The 23,024-nt window shown below is 64.9% G+C and carries 22 protein-coding genes and 2 pseudogenes; 11 read left to right on the forward strand and 13 right to left on the reverse strand.

Annotation, left to right across the window (positions count from 1 at the left end; genetic code table 11):
* Positions 1 to 60 precede the first annotated feature (60 nt).
* From HY699_19200 to HY699_19210, 3 genes are all read left to right on the forward strand, one after another.
* A complete protein-coding gene (locus HY699_19200; protein MBI4517938.1) occupies positions 61 to 936 on the forward strand; it encodes a polysaccharide deacetylase family protein in 876 nt (291 codons plus the stop codon).
* On the forward strand, positions 933 to 2,012 hold the full coding sequence (locus HY699_19205; GenBank protein ID MBI4517939.1) for a glycosyltransferase family 2 protein: 1,080 nt from the start codon (positions 933 to 935) through the stop codon (positions 2,010 to 2,012). The genes HY699_19200 and HY699_19205 overlap by 4 nt, the downstream gene beginning before the upstream one ends.
* A 332-nt stretch (positions 2,013 to 2,344) precedes the next feature.
* Positions 2,345 to 3,190, forward strand: coding sequence for a hypothetical protein (locus HY699_19210; protein ID MBI4517940.1), 846 nt, complete (start codon positions 2,345 to 2,347; stop codon positions 3,188 to 3,190).
* Between the two features lie 86 nt (positions 3,191 to 3,276).
* Here HY699_19210 and HY699_19215 read toward each other — a convergent pair.
* The 5 genes and pseudogenes from HY699_19215 to HY699_19235 all read right to left on the reverse strand — a co-directional run bounded on the left by HY699_19215 (position 3,277) and on the right by HY699_19235 (position 7,648).
* Positions 3,277 to 3,501: pseudogene (locus tag HY699_19215) on the reverse strand (DNA helicase).
* A gap of 185 nt (positions 3,502 to 3,686) precedes the next feature.
* Positions 3,687 to 4,961 (reverse strand): FAD-dependent oxidoreductase, encoded by a 1,275-nt coding sequence (locus HY699_19220; protein MBI4517941.1) that lies wholly within the window; start codon positions 4,959 to 4,961, stop codon positions 3,687 to 3,689.
* Positions 4,958 to 5,893: an agmatinase gene (gene speB, locus HY699_19225; GenBank protein ID MBI4517942.1), complete on the reverse strand. Its 936-nt coding sequence runs from the start codon at positions 5,891 to 5,893 to the stop codon at positions 4,958 to 4,960. Before speB ends, HY699_19220 begins: the two co-directional genes overlap by 4 nt.
* A 37-nt stretch (positions 5,894 to 5,930) precedes the next feature.
* Entirely contained in the window at positions 5,931 to 7,016 is a 1,086-nt protein-coding gene (locus tag HY699_19230) for an alpha/beta fold hydrolase (protein MBI4517943.1), read from the reverse strand.
* A complete protein-coding gene (locus HY699_19235) occupies positions 7,013 to 7,648 on the reverse strand; it encodes a TetR/AcrR family transcriptional regulator (protein ID MBI4517944.1) in 636 nt (211 codons plus the stop codon). The genes HY699_19230 and HY699_19235 overlap by 4 nt, the downstream gene beginning before the upstream one ends.
* Positions 7,649 to 7,894: 246 nt before the next feature.
* Between HY699_19235 and ilvC the strand changes: the two genes are divergently transcribed.
* Complete coding sequence (ilvC, locus tag HY699_19240; GenBank protein MBI4517945.1) at positions 7,895 to 8,914, forward strand: ketol-acid reductoisomerase; 1,020 nt, start codon at positions 7,895 to 7,897, stop codon at positions 8,912 to 8,914.
* A 238-nt stretch (positions 8,915 to 9,152) separates the two neighbouring features.
* On the opposite strand, the gene HY699_19245 is transcribed toward ilvC, so the two are convergent.
* From HY699_19245 to HY699_19265, 5 genes are all read right to left on the reverse strand, one after another.
* Positions 9,153 to 9,776 carry a DJ-1/PfpI family protein gene (locus HY699_19245; GenBank protein MBI4517946.1) on the reverse strand — a complete coding sequence of 208 codons (624 nt, stop codon included), beginning with the start codon at positions 9,774 to 9,776 and terminating at the stop codon, positions 9,153 to 9,155.
* Between the two features lie 74 nt (positions 9,777 to 9,850).
* Complete coding sequence (locus tag HY699_19250) at positions 9,851 to 11,026, reverse strand: hypothetical protein (GenBank protein MBI4517947.1); 1,176 nt, start codon at positions 11,024 to 11,026, stop codon at positions 9,851 to 9,853.
* Positions 11,023 to 11,748 carry a cobalamin B12-binding domain-containing protein gene (locus HY699_19255; GenBank protein ID MBI4517948.1) on the reverse strand — a complete coding sequence of 242 codons (726 nt, stop codon included), beginning with the start codon at positions 11,746 to 11,748 and terminating at the stop codon, positions 11,023 to 11,025. Before HY699_19255 ends, HY699_19250 begins: the two co-directional genes overlap by 4 nt.
* A gap of 52 nt (positions 11,749 to 11,800) precedes the next feature.
* Positions 11,801 to 13,912, reverse strand: a complete 2,112-nt coding sequence (locus HY699_19260) for a TonB-dependent receptor (protein MBI4517949.1) — start codon at positions 13,910 to 13,912, stop codon at positions 11,801 to 11,803.
* A 245-nt stretch (positions 13,913 to 14,157) separates the two neighbouring features.
* Positions 14,158 to 14,601, reverse strand: coding sequence for a hypothetical protein (locus tag HY699_19265; GenBank protein ID MBI4517950.1), 444 nt, complete (start codon positions 14,599 to 14,601; stop codon positions 14,158 to 14,160).
* 185 nt (positions 14,602 to 14,786) lie between these two features.
* Here HY699_19265 and HY699_19270 point away from each other — a divergent pair, with 185 nt between their 5' ends.
* The 4 genes and pseudogenes from HY699_19270 to HY699_19285 all read left to right on the forward strand — a co-directional run bounded on the left by HY699_19270 (position 14,787) and on the right by HY699_19285 (position 19,903).
* A complete protein-coding gene (locus HY699_19270) occupies positions 14,787 to 16,250 on the forward strand; it encodes a hypothetical protein (protein ID MBI4517951.1) in 1,464 nt (487 codons plus the stop codon).
* 1 nt (position 16,251) lies between these two features.
* The gene (locus HY699_19275) at positions 16,252 to 17,142 is read left to right on the forward strand and encodes a substrate-binding domain-containing protein (protein MBI4517952.1); all 891 of its coding nucleotides are present in this window, start codon (positions 16,252 to 16,254) and stop codon (positions 17,140 to 17,142) included.
* Between the two features lie 74 nt (positions 17,143 to 17,216).
* A complete protein-coding gene (locus HY699_19280) occupies positions 17,217 to 18,344 on the forward strand; it encodes a substrate-binding domain-containing protein (GenBank protein MBI4517953.1) in 1,128 nt (375 codons plus the stop codon).
* A gap of 97 nt (positions 18,345 to 18,441) precedes the next feature.
* A pseudogene (locus tag HY699_19285) lies at positions 18,442 to 19,903 on the forward strand (aldehyde dehydrogenase).
* A gap of 177 nt (positions 19,904 to 20,080) precedes the next feature.
* Here HY699_19285 and HY699_19290 read toward each other — a convergent pair.
* Genes HY699_19290 through HY699_19300 form a run of 3 tightly spaced genes read right to left on the reverse strand, consistent with a single transcriptional unit; the run spans position 20,081 to position 21,412 of the window.
* Positions 20,081 to 20,626, reverse strand: a complete 546-nt coding sequence (locus HY699_19290; protein MBI4517954.1) for a hypothetical protein — start codon at positions 20,624 to 20,626, stop codon at positions 20,081 to 20,083.
* On the reverse strand, positions 20,623 to 21,195 hold the full coding sequence (locus HY699_19295) for a Uma2 family endonuclease (protein MBI4517955.1): 573 nt from the start codon (positions 21,193 to 21,195) through the stop codon (positions 20,623 to 20,625). The genes HY699_19290 and HY699_19295 overlap by 4 nt, the downstream gene beginning before the upstream one ends.
* A gap of 10 nt (positions 21,196 to 21,205) precedes the next feature.
* Positions 21,206 to 21,412, reverse strand: a complete 207-nt coding sequence (locus HY699_19300; protein MBI4517956.1) for a hypothetical protein — start codon at positions 21,410 to 21,412, stop codon at positions 21,206 to 21,208.
* 431 nt (positions 21,413 to 21,843) lie between these two features.
* Between HY699_19300 and HY699_19305 the strand changes: the two genes are divergently transcribed.
* From HY699_19305 to HY699_19315, 3 genes are read left to right on the forward strand one after another with little or no spacing between them, the layout of a single operon-like run.
* Entirely contained in the window at positions 21,844 to 22,083 is a 240-nt protein-coding gene (locus HY699_19305; protein MBI4517957.1) for a DUF2281 domain-containing protein, read from the forward strand.
* A 40-nt stretch (positions 22,084 to 22,123) separates the two neighbouring features.
* The gene (locus HY699_19310) at positions 22,124 to 22,375 is read left to right on the forward strand and encodes a UPF0175 family protein (GenBank protein MBI4517958.1); all 252 of its coding nucleotides are present in this window, start codon (positions 22,124 to 22,126) and stop codon (positions 22,373 to 22,375) included.
* Positions 22,368 to 22,853: a DUF3368 domain-containing protein gene (locus tag HY699_19315; protein MBI4517959.1), complete on the forward strand. Its 486-nt coding sequence runs from the start codon at positions 22,368 to 22,370 to the stop codon at positions 22,851 to 22,853. The genes HY699_19310 and HY699_19315 overlap by 8 nt, the downstream gene beginning before the upstream one ends.
* The last annotated feature ends 171 nt before the right edge of the window (positions 22,854 to 23,024 follow it).

Here is a 23,024-nt window from a genome sequence, read left to right on the forward strand (position 1 = left end):
AACTCATCGGCACCCTGAGCAGAGTGTTCGGCGATATGCAGGCGCATCCCGAAACGATCCGTGGCTACCTCCACCCATTCTGCTGATCATCATGTCCCTTTAATTATGCGCGCCTGTATAGGACGAGTCCGATGGCGTGAGCGCCTGCTCGGAGCAGCGGCAGGACTCTTGTCATTCCAGGACAATAACCCATTGTTAGAGGCATGGCAGAGCGGCAACCTTATCCTCCTCTACCATCGCATTGTCGACGATTCTGAGATATCCCTGAATCCTTTTACTGTGCCTCGCAGCCTGTTCGAGAGCCAAGTCGCTTGGTTATCGCGCATTTACACAATGATGACAGCGAGTGAACTGGTCCGCCTGCTTGCGAGTAGTCCATCGGTGTCGCGCTGCGCAGTGATCACCTTCGATGATGGGCACGAGTCCATTTTCACGCATGCATGGCCTATTCTCCAAGCGTATGGTGTTCCGGCAACACTCTTCCTTGATACAGGCCGCTTGGACGTACCACCTGCATTATCATGCGCCCAGATCATGGCGATGGTGGCTCATGGTATCGAGATCGGCTCTCATAGCATTTCCCACGTCGACTTACGACTACTCTCTGATGCGGCGCTACGCTATGAGATGGCAACATCGCGAGAGTTCCTGTCAGGGATGATTGGTCACCGGATCACCGGGTTGGCGTACCCCTTCGGATACTATGATGACCGCGTCGTGCGCTTCGTCCGTCAGGCTGGGTATACGTATGCCTGTACGTGCCTTCAGCATCGTACAAACCACTTGGGTGATGATCCCTATCAGCTGAGTCGTCTTGAGATTAACCTGCACGATAACCGGGAGAGGTTCCAAAGAAAACTGGATGGACACTATGCGGCGGTCTACGCCACATTGTATCGTCTCCAGGCGGCCATGCGTCCGTGCCGTGTCAAATGAAGACGCTGACAACTATGAGCGAAAAGAGAGCAGTATGGCCGGCCGTCAAACCGGATATCAGTGTTATTATACCGATGTATAATGCTGCCGAAACGATACGGGATTGTCTGGAGTCGATCTTGTCCAGTCAAGGTGTACGTTACGAGGTGATCGTCGTGAACGATGCTTCGACCGATCATTCTTTGGCCATTGCCCTAGAGTTCCCCTGCACAGTCATCTCGTTAGCATCCAATATTATGGCCGCCAACTGCCGCAACCTTGGGGCACGTCACGCCCAAAGCGATATCCTGATGTTTTTCGATGCAGACCAGCTGATGCAAGCGGATACTTTGCACTGTTTTGTCAATGTGCTGCATGCAAACCCCGAGATGGATGCCGTGGTCGGTTCATTCGCGGCCCATACACCGAGGTCAGGTTTCTTTTCCAAGTTTAAGAATCTCCGCCATCACCATGTGCATCAGACAGCGAACCCAGAGGGCCGGACGCTGGCGAGCGGGTTGATGGCCATTCGCAAGAGCACTTTTGATCTCTATGGCGGGTTCGAACCTGCTTATCAAGCCGCGAGCATTGAGGATATAGCCTTGGGCTACAAGCTACGCCGGAACAATCATCGGATCCTCTTTCGCGGTGATATTCAGGTGGTACACTTGAAGAGCTACACGTTCATTGACTTGTTAGTGTCCGATATTTTCCATCGAGCGATCCCATGGATAGAAGTGATGATCCGTGATCGCATCTGGAACAATAATCTCAATACGAAGATCGGAAATATTGCCTGCGTGGTGGTGTCCTGGCTGATGCCCCCGCTGGTGGTTATTTCTGGTATCCAGAGTAGCGGCATTGTAGTCGCGGCGTGCATTATCCTGATCTGGACACTGAATCGTGGCTTGCTTCGTGCGGCGTTCACCTCCTGCGGGTTCGTGTTCCTCATTCAGTCATTACTTTTTATTCCATTTATGTATTGTTATCAGGGCCTTGGAGCGATGGCCGGTTTGGCTTGCTATGCTTTCGGCCACTCGATCATTGGCAAGCGGCCAGTTGCTGAGACGAGGTATGAGATTTTTCAGGGTGGATAGCGACAGACCCAGCGAAGGAAAACTGGGGCAGACGCGCATGCAGCTCGCATCCTGCCAGGAGACAATGGGGTCTTGAAAGCGAGAGAGGTGCTAAAGAATGCTGGCGAGTGGTCCGGCCACTGTAAGGGCCATGGGGACTTAGCGCGATTGCTAGAAAGAGCCAGTAGGGTCGGCCTGCAGGCTCAGGCTTGGGAAGGCGTACTGCGAGGCGTGAAGACACATGATTGAGAACCGACGCGGCGTACGGAGACACGCGCGGCCTCAAGGCTGCGCGGGGAGACCGGGCGCCGCTGGTAGCAAGATGCACAACTAACCGAAGGGAGGATGGAACGATGGGGTTGATGTTGAAGGCGATCATCGCAGTGGTGGGGTTGCTGGCGGCGTCGGCGGTGGGCGCGGAGGACGCGCGCAAGGTGCCGCGCAGTTTTAGTCGCTTCGAGTTCGACACCGAGGTGGCACGGGGCTTGTGGGCCGAGGTCGCCACCGGCTTCAGCACGACGGAGGAGTCGGGCGTGTCCGTTGACGCGACCACGGTCGCTCCGCGCTTGGTCTACGGCTACGACCGCTTCGAAGGCGGCGTCTTCATCCTGTACCACTCGATCAGGGGCGACATCAGTGGCAGCAGCGGCGGCGGACCCGGGCCGATCGTGTCGCAGTCGTTCGACGCCGACGGCATCGGCGACTTGCGGCTCTACGGCAAGGCCGTGCCGTTGCGTAGTGAGTGGGCCGATGCCGGCTTGGGGTTGGAGGTTTCGCTCCCCACCGGCGACGACAGCGACGGGCTCGGTGCCGGTGAAGTCGGCTTGCTGCCCTACGGCAGCGCCACTGCGCATCTCGGCCCGGTCGATCTCGGCGCCCATTTCGGGTATCGCACCTTTCCCGGCAGCGACACGAGTTACTGGAGCAGCTCCAACGCCTTCGACTCGTGGGTTTACGGCGGCGGCCTCTTCGCGCCCATCACCGACATCATCGGCGTGCGCGCCGAGCTACTCGGAGAGAGCTTCGACACCAACGACTCACAAAGCGTTGTGCTCTTCGAGCCCGGAGTGGACATACGGCTAGCGGCCGGTGCAGTGGACATCCTCCTCCGCCCCACCGCCGCCGCCGGCTTCACCGACGAGTCCCCCGACTGGGGCATCGGCGGCTCGGTGGCCCTGGCCTGGGATCCAATGCGCTGAGCTGTCGCCGACGAACGCCGCCAGCCAACTCGCCATCTTCGCCCCCATGGTGATCGCTCAATGCCCCGAAAATGGCGGCAACGCGCTAGAAACACTGAGGCCGGGTGGACGCTCGTTACCAGCAAGTGATCTCTGGCACGGGTGCACGCGACCGTACAGCAGGGGCGTTCGGTGTTGTAGACCTCTTCCAGGTCGGTCTCGTCTGCCACAGACTCGATCCGCTCTTTGAGCGGAAGGATTTCATCGTCGCAGGCCATGACCGCGACGGCGCGGAACTCCAGACCCTTGGCCAGGTGCATAGTGCCGATCGAGGCGTGCACGTCGCAGCATTGAAGAAGGGTTGGATCTGCGTCGCCGCCGTCCAGCCCCACAGGAGCGTTCCGCTGACGTTCTTGGCCTCCACCAGAATCGAGCCGTCAATCGGCCCGATCGTCGCCGTGCACGTGTCGGCGGCGCGCGCTGTCCGCCCCGGCGCCAACTCGCTTGCTCCGCCCCCCTACCGCGAGCCGGTGAGGAGGCGCTGCACTTCCGCGGCGGCGCGCAGGCCGCTCATGTAAGCGGCCTGCACCGTGTCCGAGATCGTTGGCGTTGCGGTTGCGGCGCCGGCCCAGAAGAGGGCGCCGGTGTCGGCAGCGGCTAAGCGGGCGCGTGAGCCGGTGCCTCCGGGCCGCAAGAACGTGTAGCCGCCGCAGGCGAACGGGTCGGTGGCCCAATCGATGCGCCGCGCGGCCAGCAGCATTCGCCGCGGGTCGGCCTTGGGGAAGAGACGCTGCAGGTCCGCCAGCACGACATCCACCGCCTCCGCCTCGCCGAGCCGTGAGAGCTGCGCCGCTCTGGGACCCGTGCAGTAGGCGGTGAGCACGGCCGGCAGACCGGTGGTGCCGTAGAACACCGGCCAGTACAGTGTCACGGGCCCCGTGCCGCAACCGAGGTTGGTGAGCCACCGCGGCCAGAAGGGCTCTTTGAAATGCAGGAGCAGCTTGAGGACGGGGCCCATCTCCAGATGCGCGAACGTGGACCGCTTGTGTTCCGGCAGCTCGGGAACGAAGCGGACCGCGCCCGACTTGAGCACACCGAACGGCAGGGTCGAGATCGTGGCGCGCGCCGTGATCTCCCGGCCATCACGCGCTATCAAGCGCACTCCGTCTGGCGCCCAGCGAACGGTCTCGACCACGAAACCGAGACGGATGTCGAGACCCTTTCCTATGTATGAGGGCAGTCTGTCATACCCGTCCGTGACGCGGTGGTAGGAACCGGTCTCGAGTTTGAGCACCCGATCCTCGAGCAATCCCCGCACGCCCACGTCGTCGATGCTGCCCGGGAGGTGTGCCGTCAACGTCATCTCGGCCATGATGCGCGCCTGGCCACGAAAGCCGTGGCGCTCGATGAACTCGCGCGCCGAGATGTCCTGCGAGCCGATGCGCCGGATCTGCCGCAGGATGGGAAAGCTGGGCCAGACGCTCGGTTGCATGAGAATCCAGGGCAGCCAGAGTGTGCGGCCTCCGAGGTTGAACATGCTGTTGCGTGCCAGCGGACAGGGCCTCACGGTTAGTGAGGCCGAGTGGATTTCCGGCCAGGTCTCGGCATCGCCGGTATGGACGAACTCGGCTCCGCCCTCCACCGGCACAGCGCAGAAGTCGCGCACCGAGTAGATGCGCCCACCGATGCGATCACGCGCCTCAACCACCGCGACTGCCAAGCCCTGACGGGCGAGCGCGCGCGCCGCAGTGACGCCGGCCATTCCGGCCCCGATTACCACCACGTCTGTCATTGCCGCGGCCTCCGGCCGATCGAGATGAGATAGAGCAGATCGTGGGCAATAGTGGCGGCGGCCAAGGCGGTTTGCCCAGCCGGATCGAACGGTGGAGCGACTTCAACGACATCGGCACCGACAATGCGCAATCCGGCTAAGCCGCGCAGAAGCCGGCGCGCCTGCTGCGTCGTCGGGCCGCCGACCACGGGTGTGCCGGTGCCCGGGGCGTAGGCGGGGTCGAGAAAGTCGACATCAAACGACAGATAGGCGGCATTACTGCCGACCACGTCACGGATGGTCCGCGCCACCGCTTCAACGCCCTGGTCGAGAAGCCGATCGGCATCGATGACCGTGAACCCGTGCGTCTCCGGGTTCGGTGTGCGAATGCCCACGTGCACCGAACGCGCTGGATCGACGAGGCCCTCGCGTGCGGCGAGAAAGAACGGGGTGCCGTGGTTCACGTCGTCGCCCAAGTCCCACGTATCCGAATGGGCATCGAAGTGGATCAGCGAGAGCCGGCCGTGCCGCTGGGTGTGCGCTCGCAGCAGCGGGTAGGCGACGGTGTGATCGCCTCCCAAGGTGAGGACGGCACTGCCGGCCTCGATGATTCGACTCACGTGGAAGTCAACGGCTTCCATCATCCGGCTGGCATATCCGGGAGGAAACGCCAGATCGCTGTAGTCGATGACGCGAACGCGTTCGAACACGTTGAAATCCCACGGCCACAGTCCCCACGGATAGCAGGCCACGAGCGACGACTGTTCGCGGATGGCGCGCGGACCAAGCCGGGCGCCCGGACGGTTCGTCGTCCCCTGGTCGAAGGGGATACCCACGACCGTGATGTCGACACCCTTGAGCTCCCGCGTGTACTGGCGCCGCCCAAACGAGAGCTCACCGGCATACGCGGCCGCCATCGCGATTGCTTGACTGAGATCTTCACCGAGATCCATGGCGCGTGCTCCTTTCACCGAGTCTGCGGGTTCTCGTTCAACGCGGCTCGCACCTCGCGACGAGCCAGTCGGCGATCCGGGAAAACACCTCTGCAGGCGCAGCTAACCCGGCCAGCAGATCGTCGTGCCCGAAGTCGACGCTGAACCCGCCGGCGACTCCCGCGCGCAAGAAGGTCTTGTCCGAACTGCCGCAGGCGTCAAAGGCCTCGCGCACCGCCTCTGCTGGGCGTTGCAGATCGCGCGCTGCGGCCATGACCAGCAGCGGCAGCCTGACCTCGTCGAGGCGTTCGGAATAGACCACCGAGCCGTCCCGGCTGCACATCGTGCGCTCACGCACCCAGAGCGCGAACTGATCGACCAAGTCCGTTGCCTCGTCGGGGATGCCGTTGCGCATGTAGCGGGCGACCACCAGCGGATCGCTGTTGCAGGCGCGGAAGCTGCTCTCGAGGACGCGGGCGCCGAGATAGGCGAGGATTGGCCCGGCCAGCCGCGAGCCGGCGCCGAACGGCACCCGGCCGCGGCGGCGTGCCTTGGGGGCCGATGTCACACCTGGTACCAGTGCGGTCGGCGGCGTTAGCACCGGGGAGCCGCAGGTGACCGCCGCCCGGATAGCCGTGGCGGTGCCGGCGATGGCGGCCGCGTACAACGCCTGGCCGCTCATTTCCATGCCGATCCAGAACGTCTGCGTGGCGCCGTTGATCTCACAGGTCCGGCCCACCACCGCCGGCAGATCGCGCTCAACGAAGTCGTCGAAGTTCCATTGCAGTGACCGAGCGTTGCCGCCGTCCGGCCAACTGTCACCGCGACCCCGCAAATCCACGAGCCAGGTGTCGAACCCGTGCCGGGCGAGGTACCGGGCCAACGAGTAGCGCGGATGGAGATCGAAAATGAATCGGCTGCCCGCCATTCCGTGACTACAGATCACCGGGAAAGGCCGAGGCCGTCCCGCCGCCCGATACCGGTACAAGGCCAGGTTCCACCCGTCTGCGGTGCGCGCCGTGTGGCGCTCATCCTCTGCCGTGCTCCAGTCAAAGCGGCGGTAGGAGCGACCGAGCGTGAACAGGGCGGCAGCTAGAGTTGCCGCCCCCTGTAGTAGGCCGCTCTCGCGGGTGGCGCCAGTCATTGCCTGGCCGTTGCTCGGTGCCCGCTCGGGAGTCGCCGCCGATTCGTCCCGCCTACGAGTCGGAGGATCACCTGCGTCAGATGCCGCTTGACGCGCGCCGCCACCGCGGCATCGGTCACGTCGCGCCCGTACAGGTGGCGGTAGTGCGACGCTGCCAGCACGTGATTGTGCAAGATGCCTTCGACGGTAATCAGCAGCAGGTCGGTGTCGAGACCGACCGCGCTCAGCTGGTGGCTCGCCAGGTTAGCGTTGACGAAGCGCACCCAGCTGCGATCGCTGAGCACCAGGCGCCCGGGCACGCCCTCGCCCAATACCGCGCGCGCGTTGAGCGCCACCCGCCCCCGGTTGGCCAAGAAGAAATCGAAGAGCCTGTCCACCACGTGTTCAACCAGGTGCGTGGCGGCGATAGGCTCGGCGAGGATGCGGGAGATCAATTGTTGCACTTCCTGGTCCCAGCGCCGGATGATCTCCTCATAGAGCTGCTGCTTGGAGCCGAAGTGGTGCTGAACGGTGAACATCCGCACGCCGGCGACTTTGGCCAACTCGCGCAGCGACGTGGCCCCGTAGCCCTTGCGCGCAAACAGGCGCTGCGCCTGCTGCAGCAGGCGCTCGCGCGTACCGGCCGCCGCCACCGCTGAGCGCCGGCCCGGCAGACGGGCCGTGGCTGGCGACGCTCGGCGAGCGCCCTGCTGTTTCGGCTTGACTGTGGTTGGGCGGGCAGCAATCATACGCGCGCGATATTGGTCACTTGACCAAGGTAGTGCAAGCGCAGAGCGATCGTCAAGATCACCGCGGGCCCGGCCGGCGCGGTCAACATCCTAAGCGGCGGTTCGGTGCGCGCAGTACATCAGCCTCGATGAGGCGGAAGGGAGCGTGTTATGGCGGTTGTCTACCACGACGAGGATGCACGGTTGGAGGCGATCCAGGGACAAACGATCGCGATCCTGGGTTACGGCAACCAAGGCAGTGCGCAGGCCCAGAATCTGCGCGACAGCGGCCTTGCGGTGATCGTCGGCAACATCGACGACTCGTATCGCCGGGAGGCCGTGGCGGCCGGCTTCGAGGTGGTGTCGATCGCCGAGGCCGCCGCGCGCGCCCAGGTGCTGTTTCTGCTCACGCCCGACGAGGTCATGCCGGAGGTCTACGAGCGCGCCGTCGCGCCGCATTTGCAGCCGGGCGACCTGCTCAACTTCGCCCACGGTTACAACATCGGCTTCGGTCTGATCGTGCCGCCCGACTTCGTCGATGTCGTCATGATCGCGCCGCGTATGATCGGGGCCGGGGTGCGCGACTCGTACCGCTCCGGCGAGGGCTTCCCGAGCTTCGTCGGCGTGCACCAGGATGCGACTGGTCGGGCCAAGGAGCGCTTGCTCGCGCTCGCCCGCGCCCTCGGCTCGACGCGCGCGGGCTGTTTGGAGATGAGTTTGAAAGACGAGGCAACGCTCGATCTCTTCAGCGAGCAAGCCTTCGGACCGGCGTTCGGCCGGATAATGCTGACGGCGATCGACACGCTGGTCGAAGCGGGTTACCCGCCCGAAGCCGTGCTGATGGAGCTCTATCTTTCCGGCGAATTGGCGTACAGCTTTCTCAAGATGCGCGAGCTGGGCGCGCTGCGGCAGCACGAGCTGCACTCGCACACCAGCCAGTACGGGACGATGTCGCGCAGCCTGCGTTACTTCGACCTCGATCCGCTGCTGAAGCAGAAGATGCAGGAGTCACTCGAAGAGATCCGCTCGGGCGCGTTTGCCAAGGAGTGGTCCAGCGATCGCGAGGGGAAGTTGGAGTTCATCAAACGAGCCCGCGAGATCCAGAGGAGCCTGCCGATGACCAGATGGGAAGACGAAACCCGGCGTGTCTTCCGCATCGGCGATGCTGCCGAGGGCATGAAGCCACGCTAGGAAGGGGCAACGGCGAGGACGCCAGGCGTCGGGCAGACGTTGGTGAGTGCGTAATATGCAGTGACGTGGTCTCCGGCTTCGAGCCAACCTGGTACCTTGGGTGGTAATTCCTGACGGAAACTTGGAATCCTAACGGCTTGCGGCCGACGCGGCCCAGCGTCATTCCGGTCGTGGCCCAGTGGCCCGAGCTGCTAACCCTAGAACGGCTGCTGGTACTGGCGCAGTTCGATGCGCCCGCTCAGACCAGGCCGTGAAGCTTCGCGAAGGGATCCCAGGCCGCGTCGCGGTGCCACTCGTACTCGGTGGCAACAGCGAGCATCGTGCTCATGGGCTCGCCGCTGATTCGTGCGATCACCGCCAGTGCCATGTCGATGCCAGCCGACACTCCCGAGGCGGTCACGAACTTCCCGTCCTCCACCCAGCGGGCTTCCTTGACCCAGTCCACCCGCGGTCCTTGCGCCGCCACCCAGTTGAACAGCATCTTGTTGGTGGTCGCGCGCCGGCCGTCGAGCACGCCGGCGCGGGCAAATAGCGCGGTGCCGGTGCACACGGTCATAGCGATCTCGGCCGCCGCGACACGCTGCGCCAGCCAGTCAAGCATCGCCTGGTTGTCGATCTCCTCGCGGGTACCGATGCCGCCGGGCACGAGCAGCAAATCGAGGTGCGGGCAGTTGTCGAAGCCGTAGTCGGCAACCACCGCCGGACCCTGTGCACTGGCGACCGCTCCCTGTCGTTGTGCCACCATCGCGACACTGAGCACGCCCGTCAGGTTGCCGAACATCTCGACCGGCCCGAACACGTCGAGCAATTCGAACCCGGGGAAGAGCACTACCCCCAATTGTTTCAGCTGCGGCTCTGCCATGCTGGCCTCCTGTGCGGCGGTGGCGCGCTCATAGGGAGGCGCCGCCGGTCGTGCAATGACGGGCTCGCTCCACCTCAGATGCTGATCGGATACTTGCCCCAGCGATGGGCCGCGTCGACCATCCACTCGAGCCGGGTGGCATCGACGAACGGGTGGGCATGCGCCGCCGATAAGATGTAGCCGCCGCCGCGGGCGGCGGCGCGGATCGCCTGCTTGACGGCGCCTTCGACCTCCTCGCGCGTTCCTTTTACCAGCAGGTGCGAGACATCGAGGTTGCCGACGAGCGCGAGCTTGTGCCCGACCTGCTCGCGGACTTTGGCGAGATCCATGCCGGCGGTGGGCTCCATCGTCAGCAGGCCGTCAAAGCCCCACTCGACGAACTTGTCGAGGAACCGGTAGATGTTGCCGCACGAGTGCCAGAGCAGTTTCTTCTTGTGCCGGTGGACGAGATCGGCGATGCGCCGGTAGCTCTCGCCGTAAAACTTCTCAATCAGCTCGGGGCGCATCAACGGGCCGGTCTTCTGTCCGAGATCATCGCCGCCGCGCACCACCTCCGCCCCCGACTGCATCACGCCTTCGAGGTAGCGCAGGTAGAAATCGGTGTGAAACGCGATCATGCGCTTGACGAACTCCGGCTTCTGGTAGACCAGCGTGGTGAAGTTGACGAAGCCCATCGGTTGCCAGCTGTTCTCGAAAATCCCCGGCGCGGCGTAACCGATGGCGAGAATGCGATCAGCATACGCCTCGTCCAACTTCTTGTGACACGCGGTGGCGTCGGCGATGATGCGCTCGAACACCGGCCGCTTACGTTCGACCCAGGTCTCCCAATCGCGCTCGGTCGGGCACAGCGGGCGGGTGTAGTTGACGATCATGTTGCCCTTGCCGTCGGAGCCCATTTCCCAGACCCGCCCCCAGACGTCGTGAAAAGCCAGCCCCAGCGGTGACGGATCGGGGTTGAGTTCCATCTGGTAGTAGATCGTCCAGTTGGCGTCGAAGCCGAGTCTGACGGCGCTCTCTAACGCCCCGGCGATGTTGCGGTAGAGCATGCGGTTCCAATACCAGCCGGTATTCATCAGGCGCTTGAGCACGCTGCGCCAGACGGGCTTCTTCATCAGGCTGACGACGTCGGTGGGCTTCTTGCCCAGCACCTGGTTGATGGTCGCCGTGTCCAGGATCAGGCCCATGACCGGCACGCGGTCCGGCTCTTCGTGGTTCAGTGCCGTCAGGAAGCGCCGTTTGAAGTCCGTCACGCCGCGCTCCAGGTCTTGATGATGTCGGTACCGGTGACCGCGTCGGGGGCGAAGGCGTCGGCACCGATTTCGCCGGCAAAGCGTTTTGTCAGGGCGGCGCCGCCGATGATCACCTTGACGGTGTCGCGCAGGCCGTGCTGTTCGAGGGCGGCGATGACCGTTCCGACTTCACCGGCGGTGATGGTGAGCAGGCACGACAGCCCGAGGGCGAGCGGCCGGTGTGTTTTGACCGCGGCGATGAAGGCTTCGGTCCGCACGTCGGTGCCCAGGTCGACGACCTCGAAACCGCTGCTGCGGGCGTAGGTGAGGAAGATGTTCTTGCCGAGGTCGTGCAGATCACCGGCCACCGTGCCGACCACGACGGTGCCGCGGCGGGGTGCGGCGCCGGCGGCCAGCCGCGGGGTCAGCAGCGCCATGGCCGCTTTGGCAATCTCGCCGGCGTAGACCAGCTCGCCGACGAACCACTCACCGTCTTGGAAACGTTTGCCGACCACCGCCAGCGCCGCGGTGACGGCATTGACGGCCTCCGGCGCGGCGCCAGCGTCGCCGCCGAGGATGGTGCGAACATGGGCGACCGCCGCCTCCATGTCGAGACCGAGTATCGCGCTCTTCAGTTCTTCGATGATCGCACCTGCCATGGCGGCATTCTTATCCACCACGGCCCGAGCCCTGGCAAGCAGCGCCGGCGATCCAGCATTAAGACGGGCGGCGGGGGCGACCATGCCGCCCCCGCCGCGTTGTAATCCGCCGCTCGCCGGGGCTGTAGCGGGCGAGCTAGAGTGAGGCGCGCAGGGTCAGGCTCACCATCCGGCCCGGCTCGGGCACTTCGGTGCCGGTGTAAGGGTTAAGGCGAGTCATGTGCTCGTGATAGTTGTGGTCCGACAGATTTGACAGCGCCAGCCCAAGTTCGTAGCGCTCGCCCCAGCGCAGCCCGCCGAGCAGATCCAAAGTGGCGAAGCCGGGGGTTTCGTTCTCCCCAAAACCGGCGTCGATGCGGTCCTGGCGATCGACCAGCCGCAGCCTGGGGTTCACCCACGCCAGCCACGAGCCGGCGCGGGCACGCTCGTAGCGCAAGCCGATACTGCCTTCGAGCGGCGGGATCTCCGGCAGCGGCTGGTCGCTATCTTCGTTCTCGGCGCGGACGTATGCCAGCGAGCCCAAAGCACTGAGATCGCCCGTGAGCGCGTAGCTGGCGCCGAAGTCGAGGCCGGCGAGCGTGGCGAGCTCCAGGTTGCGGTAGCCGTAGATGGTGTCGGGCTTACCGTCCATATTGAGATCGGCGGTGGCCAGCTTCACCTGCTGGATGTAGTCGTCGATGCGGTTATAGAAGAACGAGCCGTTCACGCTTAGCCGTTGCCAGTTCGCATTGGCGCCGATGTCGGCCTCGAAGCTCTGCTCCGGGTCGAGCAGCGGGTTGCCGATGACGTAGCCGCCGCGTCCGGGGCCGAGGGCAAAGAAGCGTTCGGTGGTATCCGCCGTGCGCAGGCTGCGCCCGAGGGCGGCGAAGAGGTCGAGCGCTTCGATCGGCGAGTAGATCAAGCGGCCGTTGGCGCTGGTGTTGATCTCGAAGGCCGTAACGTCATCGGCCGCGCTACCGTTGTAGTGCGCGAAGTTGCTGCGCGCCATGGCGTCGGGGCTGGCGCCGGCGTCAACCAAGTCCAGCCGCGCCCCGACGATGGTGCGTACGCCGGGGAGCAACGGATACGCCAGTTCGGCGAACAGGCCGCCGTCGAGGATGTGGGTGTCGGCAAACACCTCCACCGCCTGTGACATGCCGCCCATGCCGGACGCATGCCGGGTGCCCTGCCGTTCGAGGTAGTAAGTGTCGCCGCCGAATGCCAGCTTGCCGTTGCCGGGCAACGACGCGTTCGCTTGTACCCGGCCTCCGGCAGTGCGCGAGTCGAGCGGAAACACCATCGGCATCATCTGCGCGTCGGGTTTGCCGCGATTGCTCATGCGGTGGTGGACGTAGTTGTAGTATCCGGCGAGTTGCAGCTCTTCGAGCGCCGGCAGCGGCTGCTGCTTTGAATACGCCAGCGAGCCGATGACGGCGTCATCTTCGTCCGCGTTCATCATGGTGGTCGCGTACTGCACGTTGCGGTCCGAGTCGAGGTTGAGGTCGAGGCGCAAGCGATCGCTGCGCGTCGGTTGCCACAACAGCTTGCCGGCGAAGGAGCGGTTCTCGAAGCCGGAGGGTACCAGCTCGCCGCTGCCGGACTGGTAGTTTTCAAAGTCGCGGTAGCCGGCTGCCAGCCGCGCCGCGGCGGTGGCACCGCCGGCCCAAGTGGCGCCGTGTACGCCCCAGCCGTCGACGTTGGTGACGTAGCCGGCCGACAACGCGCCATGGGCGGCGAACTCCGGCGACAGCTCAGGGGCCTTGGTGATGATGTTGACGGTGGCACCAATACCAGCCGGGCCGCGGGTTACCGTGTACGGACCTTTGACGACCTCGATGCTTTCGATTTCTTCCACGTCCACGAGCGAGGTGGGCGGGTCCATGCGAAACGGGTCGGCACCCCAGATCTTGGTGCCGTCGATTGAGACGTTGAGCCGGTCCGCCCGCATGCCGCGAATTACCGGGTCGACGTGGCTACCGGCGTAGCGCTGGCCGCTGACGCCGGGCACGGACGAGCTGAGCAGCTCGCCGATGTCTTTGGCCGCTCGTTCCTCGGCCTCGCGGCCGCCGATAGTGGAGTTGGCCGTTCCGTCCGTCACCGGCAGGCGCTTTTCCCAGACCTCAACTTGCTCGATCTGCTCGCGGCCTTCCGATGGCGGCGGGCTTTGTGACAAAGCGGTGCGCGGCATGGCCGCCACCGCGATGCCAACAGCGATCATGACGGCAGCGCTCCGCAGAGTGCTGCCGCGGTGGGTATTCATCACGCTCATCGTAATCTCCTCAAGTGTGCCGCAGCCGGTGCACCGCAGTGGTGCCGCCGCGCTGCGGCGAGCCGATCCCTGCCCGCGGCCCGCTCACGAGCACGCCGCAGACCACGAGGAAACCTGAATGGCCGAACCGGGCGATCGGCAAGCGGGCGAGCTGATACGGCCGGGCCCGGCGCGGAATAGGTGCGAAGTCTCCCGCTACGGGGCCGAAGCCGGGTTCCGGCTTGCGCGATGATCCGAGTCCGAGCCTACGCCGGACGGCGCGGCGGCGGATCGGGAGGCGGGAAGGCGATATCGGCGAACCGCTCGAGAACAACCGCCTGAGCGGGCATCGCCGCTTCAGTGAGGGGTGCGACAAGCAACGCCGGCGGTACAAAGCGCGGAGCGAAGCTAACCGCCAGTGGTTCGGAGTGGCCGCAGGTATAGGCAGCCGCCAGCGTCACACCAGAAGGGCCTCGCCTCGCGGCGGGCTGCGCCTGGCAATGGCAGCGCAGGCGATGGGTCGCCGAGCTACTGCGATCGTTGCAGCGGCAGCGGTGGGCACAACAGCCGGTGTGCTCGGTTACCAACTGGCGCGCCAATTCGTTCACGATCGCGCCGTGGCTGGCGGCGCTGAGCCCACACGCGAGCAGGAGCGCAACCGCTTGATGCGCCACGCTGCGAAGATACCGGGGCCGTTGCGAGAAGAGCATGTTCGAGACTTCTAGCCTTGACCGCGTCGCCTGTCCCGGCGCGGCGGCCTCATATAATGCGCCTTTCCTGGCTTGACGCAACGTGCCCACCGGCGAGCTTGGCCCAACCTGGGACAACCTGGGACAAATGCTGTCCTTGCGCTCGTTATGCTCATCTGGGTATAACGAGCGTCCTGGAGGTGGGGATGGAAGACGCGCGTCCGTGGCCGCGCCAGCCGAGGTTCCGAATCACCCGGGTTGCCCTCGGCGCCGCGCTAGGGTTGACGGTCTTGTTGCCCGTACCGCTGCACGCCGATGACCGTTTGCTCGACCTGCTGCGGCAGAAGAGCGTGCTGAGCCCGGAGGAATACGAGCGCCTCGAGGGCGCGCGGCTGTCGCCGGGGCCGCGCGCCGGGCTCATTGAGGTGTTGCGTAGCAAGGGCGTTCTCAGCAAGCAGGAAGCGCAAGGGCTGGCCCCGCCGCCTTCGACAGCTGAGACAGTGGTGGCCCCGCCGGCTGACGCGCCGCAACTGGGGTACGACGAGGGCTTCTTCGTCCGCTCGGCCGACCGCAACTTAGCGCTGAAGTTCAACGGGCGGGTTGCGAGCAACCTGCTGTTCTTCGAGCCCGACACGACACAGACCGACAGTGCGACGGTGGATCGCGGCCGTCTCGGTGCCGAGGCCACGTTCCATAAATACTTCCGCATGCGCCTGGAAAACGACTTCGCCTTCAGTGCGGGCTTGCGTGACGCCTTCGTCGCCGTCACGCCGAGGCCGGAGTTCAATGTGCAGATCGGCCAATTCAAGGTGCCGTTTAGCTACGAGGGGCTGCTGTCGAAGAAGTATCAGGACTTTGTCGAGCGCGCCGCCGTTGTTACCAGCACGGTCAACCCGTCGCGCGACGTCGGCATCATGGCCCACGGCCGGTTGTTCAACGCCGCGCTCCAGTACCAGCTTGCCGTCATGAACGGGGCTGGGCAGAACCGCAGCGACAACAACAGCGACAAGGATGTGATTGGCCGGCTGGTCGTGGCGCCGTTTGCGGCCGGGCACCTGCGCGGGTTCAACATCGGCGGCGCGGTGAGCTACGGCCATCAGCCCGGCGAGACGTTGAGCGGGACCAAGCAGACAACTAGTAGCATCGCAGGCGTGACCGAGACCGGCTTCAACTTCTTCCCGGCCGTCGCTCGGCAGGGTAAGCGCTGGCGCACGGGCGCCCATGCCGCCTGGTTCGACGGCCCTTTCTCGCTGTCGGGCGAATATATCCAGACCGAGGAAGCGCGCGGGGCGTTGCCAGACTTGGAAACAAACGGTGCGTACGCCGGCGGCACCTGGCTGCTCACCGGTGAGACCAAGCCGTTCAACGCGCGCCTGCGGCCCGCCAGCGCACTGTGGGATCCGATGCACCCGGGCTGCGGTGCGTGGGAAGCCGCGCTCCGTTACGAGTTCCTCAAACTGCGCCACGGCGCCGATACCAACACCGCTAGCCCAGTCGACAACCGCTACGATGCCGTTGTGGTTGGGCTCAACTGGTACCCAAACGAGTTCTTGCGTTTATCGCTGAACTACCTGTACGGCGCTTTCGATCATCAAGGCAAAGACCAGTCCCCCAATCCGGACAAACGCGCCAGCAACGCCGTGCTCGGCCGGGCGCAACTGGAGTTCTAAGATGCGGCGCGGCGGTCTCCTCGTCGTACCCGGTTGCGCTTGCGGGGGTATTGTAGCTCTGTGCTTGCGACTATCCCGCTTGGTGGCGGCGTTGGCACTGGCCGTGGTCGTGCTCTCGGTGAGGCCCGTTGCAGCCCAGGGGCATCTACGACTCTCCACCACGACGAGCACCGAGAACTCCGGGCTACTGGCGGCCATCCTCCCGGCGTTTGAACAGCGCTTTCACCTCAAGGTGGATGTCATCGCGGTCGGTAGCGGCAAGGCGCTAAAGCTGGCGGAGAACGGCGATGTCGATGTCGTGCTCTCGCACGCGCCCGAACTCGAGGAAACATTCGTCAAAGGCGGCTTCGGCGTCAACCGGCGCGACGTGATGTACAACGACTTCGTCATCATCGGTCCGCCGAATGATCCGGCGACACTTCGGGGCAGCGCGAGCGCGGCGGACGCTTTCAAAAAGCTGACCGCCGCTCACGCCATCTTCATTTCGCGCGGTGACGAATCCGGAACGCATCAAAAGGAGAAGGAGTTGTGGCAAGCCGCCGGCCTGGCGCCGGATGGGGACTGGTACGTGTCGGCAGGGCAAGGGATGGGCCCCGTGCTGCTGATGGCCGACGAGCGGCGCGCCTACACGCTGGCAGATCGTGGTACCTATCTCACTTACAAACAGAAGGGCGAACTCGCGATCGTGTTTCAGGGCGATTCGGCGCTGTTCAATCCCTACACGGTGATAGCCGTGAACCCGGCGCGTCACCCGGATGCGAAGTACGTCGAAGCCATGCAGTTGATCGGCTGGTTGACCTCGCCGGCGGGCCAGAAGCTCATCGGCGAGTTCACGCAGGGAGGGGAGAAGCTCTTCCACCCGACGGCCGTAGCGATGCCCGAGGGGCACTGAGGCATGCCGACTTCGTCCAGCGCCGCGCCGGGTCGGCCAAGACAAACGGCCGCGGGCGGTGTAAGGATCGCCGCGTGAAGTCTACGGCGGCGATTGCACTGCCCGCGCTCGAGGCACGGCACCGCTCGTGGTTGCTGCGCGGTGATCGCCCGGTGCTGGGCGAGCGCCACTTGGCCATCCTGACGGCGGTGCAAGCGCTGGGCTCGCTCAACGCGGCGGCGAAGCAGTTGCGGATTTCGTACCGCGACGCGTGGGAGAAGATCCGCCGGGCGGAGGCCGCGCTCGGTGTTCAGCTGATCGCTACGCAAACTGGCGGACAACGCGGCGGCGGCAGTCGGTTGACGCCGGTTGGCGAGCAGTTGGTGGCGCGGCTTCAGGCCTTTCACGACACACAACAAAGCGCCACGACGCGCGCGGCCGCGATCCACTTTGGGCGAGTGAGCACCCGGGCGCGCGGCCGCGACTGCGTACGACTGGCGACGACCACGAGTCTGGTCGACAGCGGCCTGTTGCGCGCGCTGCTGCCGCCCCTGTCGCAGCGCCTGGGCCTCGCGGTCGAGGTCACCGCGGTCGGCAGCGGCGCCGCCCTGCGCCTGGCGCACACGGGCCGCGCCGACGTGGTGCTGGCGCACGCGCCGGCGGCAGAGGAACACGCCGTCGCGATCGGCGATCTCGTCAACCGCCGGCCGGTCATGACGAACGACTTCGTGCTGGTCGGCCCGCGAGATGATCCGGCGCGCGTGCGCACCGCTCCTGACGTTGCGGCGGCGCTGCAACGCATCGCCGCGGCGCGCGCGCCGTTCTGGTCGCGCGGCGACGGATCCGGCACGCATTTGCGCGAACAAGCGCTGCTGGCCGCGGCGGGTATCGCGCCCGGCCGCTGGCATCATCGCCAGCATGCCGGCATGGCCTTGGTGCTGCGTCAGGCCAGCAGCGCGGGGGCGTATGTGCTGACCGACCGCGGCACCTTCGCCGCGCTCGGCGATCAGCTGGCGCTCGACATCGTCTTCGCCGATCACGTGCACCTGCGCAATCCGTACTCGGTGCTGGCCACCGATCCGTACCGTCATCCGGGCGCGAACTACCTGGCCGCGATGGCCGTCATCGGCTGGCTCACCTCGCCAGCCGCTCAGGAACTGATCGGGGCCTATCGCGTCGGCGGCCGGCCCGTCGCGCAGCCGACGGCGCGCCGCCGGTCCTAGACCGCAAGGCAGATGGCTATTGCGGGCGTTATGTTCTCGCTGGTATGGCGCGCCGACCAGCGTCGTGCGTCTCGCCATCGCGACACGAAGGGAGCTTATGCAAGTACAGGATCGGCTGTTCATCGGGGGCGACTGGGTGCAACCGGCCACATCGGCCACTATCGACGTGATCTCCCCCCATACCGAGGAAGTCATCGCCCGCGTGCCAGAGGGTCGTGAGGCGGACATCGACCGGGCAGTGGCGGCGGCCCGCGAGGCGTTCGATCACGGTCCGTGGCCGCAGCTGCCCGCGACAGAACGCGCTGCGGCCATGGCGCGGCTGTTGGCTCTGCTGCAAGAACGCGCCGCGGAACTGGCCGTCACCATCACCAACGAGATGGGCTGCCCGATTTCGTTCTCGCACTTGGGCCAGGTGATGGCGGCGAACATGGTGCTCGACTATTTCATCCGACTGGCACGCGAGTATGCCTTCGAAGAGGTGCGGGCCGGGGCGATGGGACCGGTGCTGGTTCGCCGCGAACCCGTTGGCGTGGCGGGCTGTATCATTCCGTGGAACGTGCCGCTCTTCACCGCCATGTTGAAGCTTGGCCCCGCGCTGGCGGCGGGCGCGACCGTTGTGCTCAAGCCCTCACCGGAAACCCCACTCGACGCGATCATTCTGGCTGACGCCATCCGCGAGGCCGGCGTGCCGGCGGGCGTGGTGAACATTGTCCCCGCCGGTCGCGAGGTCGGTGAGCACCTGGTCCGGCACAGCGACGTGGACAAGATTTCCTTTACCGGGAGCACCGCGGCCGGGCGGCGCATCGCCGCCATTTGCGGCGAGCAGCTCAAGCGGGTCACGCTCGAACTCGGCGGCAAGTCGGCGGCCATCATTCTCGACGATGCCGATCTGGCCGGCACGATCGGCGGCTTGCTGCCGGCGGCGATCATGAACAGCGGCCAGGCCTGCGTGGCGCAGACTCGCATCCTCGCCTCGCGTGCCCGTTACCGCGACGTGGTCGACGCCCTCGCCGAGGCCGTGCGCGCTGTCACGGTTGGTGACCCAATGGATCCGTCAACTGCATGCGGTCCGCTGGTCGCGGCGCGCCAGCGCGTGCGCGTGGAAGGGTACATCCGCATCGGGCGCGAAGAAGGCGCCCGGATCGCGTGTGGCGGCGGCCGGCCGGCGGGATTGCCGAAAGGCTGGTACGTGGAGCCCACCGTGTTTGCCGGCGTTGACAACCGGATGCGCATCGCGCGGGAGGAGATCTTCGGTCCCGTGCTCGTGGTGATCCCGTACGATAACGTTGACGATGCCGTGCGCATCGCCAACGATTCCGACTACGGGCTGTCGGGATCGGTGTGGACCGCTGATGTCGACCGCGGGTTGGCGATCGCGCGCCGGGTGCGCACCGGGACTTACACCGTCAACGGCTTTGCCATGGAGTTCAGCGCGCCCTTCGGCGGCTTCAAGGCGTCGGGACTAGGCAGAGAGCTAGGGCCGGAAGGATTGGCGGCGTTACCTCGAGCCGAAGCAGATCAATCTCCCGACGGGCTACCAGGCGCGGCCGCTACAGTAGAGCGCACTCAGTGGACTTCTTCGAGGGCTGTCAGAATCAGATTCGGAGCCTGTGAGGAAACACCGCTCCCGTCGCCGGGCTTCAGTCGCACGTCGAGCCGTTCGCCGACCGGAGATGCGATCGCCGCTGGAGACGCCGTACACGCAATGCACGGAGCGCTTGACGGCGTTCGGCGGGCTACTGGCGCTGGTGAAGGTTCTGGACCTGATAGAGGTCGAGCGGGCGCTTGGCGCGCACTACGTGCACCCGAAACGGGAGCAAAGCTGCCGCTGAACAACAGCATGAGCATGCCCAGCACCATCCGGTACCCGCCCCTGCTGCCCTGCACCAAGGTGTTGGTGTGGGCGAGAAGTATGTATGGGCGCTCGCGAAACAGGGTGCAGCAATTTGCAGATCGACCACCGAGCCGTTGCGGACGTAGGTTCGCCCGCGCGGCAGCCGGTTGGCGTAGTCGCTGTAAAGCTCGAGGTTGTCGCACCACGCCTTGCCCCAGAACGTCGTGGCGATGGTCCGCCCCTCGATCACCACCGGTGACACGGGGTGCCCCTTCTTCCTGAGCTTCGCCATCTCGCGCTGGGCTTGCTGCCGTCGCACGGCGACGGGCACGTAGGGTCGATACCCGTAGAACATCGCTTCGGTCTCCTGCATCGCGGCGTTGACCCGGTGGATGATGTTTCCGAGGAACGTCCCCAGATTTTCGCAGGAGCCCTGGAGTTCGCTCATCGGCCGCGCGGGAGCATGTCGTCCACCCGGACAAACGCCCCCGGAAGCGCAGCGACATCGAGACGCTCGCCGCGGCGGGCAACGCGCCGTTCGGCATAACTGCGCATGCCGGAGTTGGGCGCGCTGAAGACTTCGACACAGCCGTCCCGTAGGTTCACGAGCCAGTACTGAGGAATGCCGGCTGCCGCATAAATCGCGGCCTTGGTCAGTCGATCTTGCAAGAGGGAACTATCGGCGATTTCCACGACCAGAAGCGCCGCGGTTGGGTGCACATCGTCATAGTCCGAGTCCTGACCTGGCACCACGGCAACGTCGGGTTCTGGCACAGAATACGCGCTGGTGATCAGCGGCAGTTGGACGCGAACGACCGCCCGGCCCGCAACCGCTTGCCGAAGGGCCGTGTCGACTCGTGTGGTTGCGGAGGCATGTCGCGGATTTTGTGGGGACATGGCGACGATCACCCCTTCCAGCAGCTCGACGCGGTCGTCGGCGTGGAGATCCCCTCTCTCGACGAGGTCGAAGTATGCGTGGCTCGTGTATCGTGCTTCGACTGGTGCAGTTTGCGCCATCGGTGGCATCCTACCCACTCACTCGATTGATGAAAAGCGGCGTTTCGCGCTCGCTGAGCCGGCCTTCGTTGGCTTTGCTGGCAAGCTCGTCGACGCGCGCTTGCATCTCCGGATCGGCTCGCAAATCAGCGATCCGTCTGGCGACCTCCGGGGTCAAACAGCCGGTGAACGGGTCGAGGACTCGGTCGGGCACGTCAGTCTGCACACTCTCGTTCATCGCGGCACGTGGAGGGACGTTAGCATGCCTCGGAAGGTTCGGGCAAAGCCGTATCAAGCGTTGTCTGAAGACGAGGTCCGCGCCGACTGGCAAGTGCTGCCCTGGATTCCCGGACGTGGGTAGGAATCGGATGGCGACCCAGGCCGCCGGAAGCCGATGGACCGAGAACGGGCACGCATGCCAACGAGTGAGCAGCCCACATTCCAGGTCGTTGACACGAGGTCGGCCGCCACGGTGGCGACACCTGCCTCTCGCAGACTCGTTCGCTGCCGGATCTCTCGCACCCTGATCATTTGCCGCCTACGGCGTCGCCACTGTGGGGTGCGGGAGCATGCTCCCGCTTTGATCCCGCTTTGGCTTTCGCCTGACCGCAGCGAACGAACATGCTATCGTTGGGCCGCTACGTGGGCTGTAAACCAAGGAGGCAAACGATGCGTTCAGCCGCAGTAGATGAGCAGGAGCTGATCGAGAAGATCCGCGCGCTCCCGCCTGAGAAGGTGGCGGAGGTCGAAGACTTCGTCGATTTCCTGCGCGACCGGCAAGAGGATCAACGCCTGACCCGCGCCGCCTGCAAGCTGTCGGAAGCCGCCTTCGAGCGAATCTGGGATAATCCGGATGACGCCGACTATGACGCCCACCTCCACCTTGGCAATCGAACCTCAAACGCGTAGTCTAGCCCCGACCCATTTCGGTCTCGCGTGAGGAACGATCATGACAACGATCCACATCGATCTGCCCGACGAGATCTCCTGGTCGCTCAAGGAGGCTCCCCAAGAATTGGCGCAGGAGATCCGCATGGCGGCGGCAGCCAAGCTGTACGAGCTCGGCAAGCTCTCGTCCGGTCGTGCTGCGCAACTGGCGAACGTCTCCCGAGTTGCGTTTCTGCAGGCACTCGGCCGCTACGGCGTAGCCTCGTTCGAATTGTCGGAAGAGGAACTTGCCGAAGATCTGCGGAATGCCTGACCTGGTCATCTGCAACACGTCTCCGTTGTTCTATCTTCACCGTCTCGGCAGATTGGACTTGCTCCGCGAGCTGTACGGCAGCGTAACTGTTCCAGAGGCCGTGGCTGCCGAGTTGCAAGCAGGCCGTGAGCAGGGAGAAGACGCCCCGAATCCGGCAACGGTGGATTGGATCGAAGTGCGCTCCGTACGCGTGCCGCAACTGATCGCATTGATCACCGACTTTGGTCCCGGGGAAGCTGAAGTGCTCGCTCTCGCCCTCGAGAACCCGAGCAGCTTGGTCATCCTCGATGACCGCCTGGCGCGGGCTGTCGCGAAGGGCCGCGGACTCAAGGTGACCGGCACTGCCGGCGTCCTGCTCAGAGCTAAGCGCGAAGGTGCTTTGCCCGCAGTCGCTCCCCTGATCGCGGAGCTGACACAGCTCGGCTTTCGGCTGGGACCCGCGGCCACACGGGCAATTCTGACGCTGGCGCGCGAGTGACCTCGGAGCACAATTCATTTCGGTGGTTGATCACTGCTGACTGCCGGTACCTGGTCAGCGATGCCGACGATACGCCGTCTTATCGCCCGGCCGCTGATGCAGGGCACGCTTGCACTCGAGTCGCTTTGAAGCGTGTCAGTCGCGCTGCGGACAACGGGCGGTTGAAGGAAG

This window comes from Deltaproteobacteria bacterium (genome assembly GCA_016210005.1).
Lineage (GTDB): Bacteria > Desulfobacterota > Binatia > HRBIN30 > JACQVA1 > JACQVA1.